The 1516-nt window shown below is 72.8% G+C and carries 4 protein-coding genes; all 4 read right to left on the bottom strand.

Features of this window, described 5'->3' with window-relative positions:
- Positions 1-315 (bottom strand): replication initiator (locus CCN42_RS36905; protein ID WP_339384482.1); only part of this gene is annotated, 315 nt, incomplete at its 3' end.
- Positions 316-319: 4 nt separating this feature from the next.
- Complete coding sequence (locus CCN42_RS36900; RefSeq protein WP_086741673.1) at positions 320-526, bottom strand: hypothetical protein; 207 nt, start codon at positions 524-526, stop codon at positions 320-322.
- Positions 526-705: a hypothetical protein gene (locus CCN42_RS36895; RefSeq protein ID WP_086741672.1), complete on the bottom strand. Its 180-nt coding sequence runs from the start codon at positions 703-705 to the stop codon at positions 526-528. Before CCN42_RS36895 ends, CCN42_RS36900 begins: the two co-directional genes overlap by 1 nt.
- A gap of 92 nt (positions 706-797) precedes the next feature.
- Positions 798-1343, bottom strand: a complete 546-nt coding sequence (locus CCN42_RS36890; protein WP_086741671.1) for a GGDEF domain-containing protein — start codon at positions 1341-1343, stop codon at positions 798-800.
- Positions 1344-1516 lie beyond the last annotated feature (173 nt).

The following is a 1516-nucleotide window of genomic DNA, read 5'->3' as shown; positions in this document are numbered from 1 at the left end:
GAGGCCGGCGCGGATGAGGTGGTAGGTGTCGCCCGCGTAGGTCCAGGCGCAGGCCGGGCAGCGGGAGGCGCGGCGGTTGCCGCAGGCGATACGGAGCCGTCCGCCGGGCTCGGTGTCGGTGGAGTAGCGGTGCAGGACGTGCCGGGTCTCCTTGTCGCGGACGACGACGGAGCCTTGCAGGTGGATCGGGTCGGAGCAGCCGCCGGTGCGGCGGATCTGGTCTTGGATGCGGTCGAAGCCGGTGGACCCGGCCAGCCTCAGCACGTCGGCGAGGGTGGCCGGGTCCAGGCCCGCCATGGTGGCGGTGTCGGTCACTTGATCACCGGCCCCAGCGTCGCTTCTTGGGCGTGTTGACGTCGTTGTTGGTCGGCCCGGAAAGTTCCGTGCGGCCGGGACGGGACGGCTTCGTGTTCCGCTGGCCGTCGTGGAGTTCGTGTGCCTTGGCGGTCTTCTTCGCGCGGTCGTAATCGCCGTCGATCCCGTCGTAGTGGATGCGGTCGACTCCGCGGCTCCAGTTGAGGGGCATCAGACGGTCACCTCCTGGGCCCGCACGCGGCGGGTGGTGCCGGTGCCCTTGCAGCTGGAGCAGGTGACGCGGAGGGTGGCTCGGGTGCCGTCCGGGTGGCGGGTGCCGGTGGTGATGGCGGCGGTGGCGAAGCCGTCGCAGTCGCGGCAGATCCGCCGGGTCGGAGTGTGCTGGGGCATGATGGGGCTCCCTTTCGGGTCCGTTGGATGTGGAAGGGGTCAGGCGCCCGGAGCGGACGAAGTTTGGCGACCGAGGCCGCTCCGGGGGCCGCTTAGCGTGTGTTGCGCCTGCCGTGGCCCTTGGCCGCGTACATCGCGGCATCGGCGGCGGACAGGGCGTCGGTCAGGGCCGGGACTGGCAGGTGGCTCCGGTGGCAGGGGCCGACCGAGGCCGAGACCGGCAGGACACGGCCGTTGTGCTCGACGGGCTGGTCCAGGGCGGCCTGGAGGGCGTCCAGGCCGGGGGTGCGGGCTGGGTCGGTGACGACGGCCGCGAATTCGTCTCCGCCGAGGCGGGCGGCGAGTCCGTGGCGTCCGCACCAGGCGGCGAGGCGGCCGGCCGTCGCGGTGAGGACGGCGTCTCCGGAGGCGTGACCGTGGGTGTCGTTGATGGCCTTGAAGTCGTCGAGGTCGACCAGGACCACGAGGGCGTTGGGGTGCCTGGCCAGCAGGTGTTCGGCGCGGGCGGTCCATCCGGCGCGGGTGTGCAGGCCGGTCAGGGGGTCGCGGCGGGCGGTCGAGATGCGGCGCACCAGCAGGCCGCTGTGCAGGGCCCAGCCCAGGGCCGGTAATCCGGCGGCGATCACGTGCGTGTCCATGTGGGTCACCGCTCCTTCTGGAGGTCCTTGACGAGGAGGCGGAGCACGATCGCGACCACGGCGACGGAGACGCCGGTGACGGCGACCGCGAGGAGCATCGAGACCAGGACCGCGCCGACGACCAGGACCACGGCACCGCCGCCGGCGGCGGTGCCGTGGTCCTGGTCGTCGGC

The organism is Streptomyces glaucescens (genome assembly GCF_002154375.1).
Classification (GTDB): Bacteria; Actinomycetota; Actinomycetes; order Streptomycetales; family Streptomycetaceae; genus Streptomyces; species Streptomyces glaucescens.
This window is presented reverse-complemented; position numbering and strand designations above follow the sequence as displayed.

Coding starts and splice junctions, on each gene's coding strand:
- CCN42_RS36900 (WP_086741673.1), bottom strand. CDS start 526: ATGCCCCTCAACTGGAGCCGCGGAGTCGACCGCATCCACTACGACGGG.
- CCN42_RS36895 (WP_086741672.1), bottom strand. CDS start 705: ATGCCCCAGCACACTCCGACCCGGCGGATCTGCCGCGACTGCGACGGC.
- CCN42_RS36890 (WP_086741671.1), bottom strand. CDS start 1,343: ATGGACACGCACGTGATCGCCGCCGGATTACCGGCCCTGGGCTGGGCC.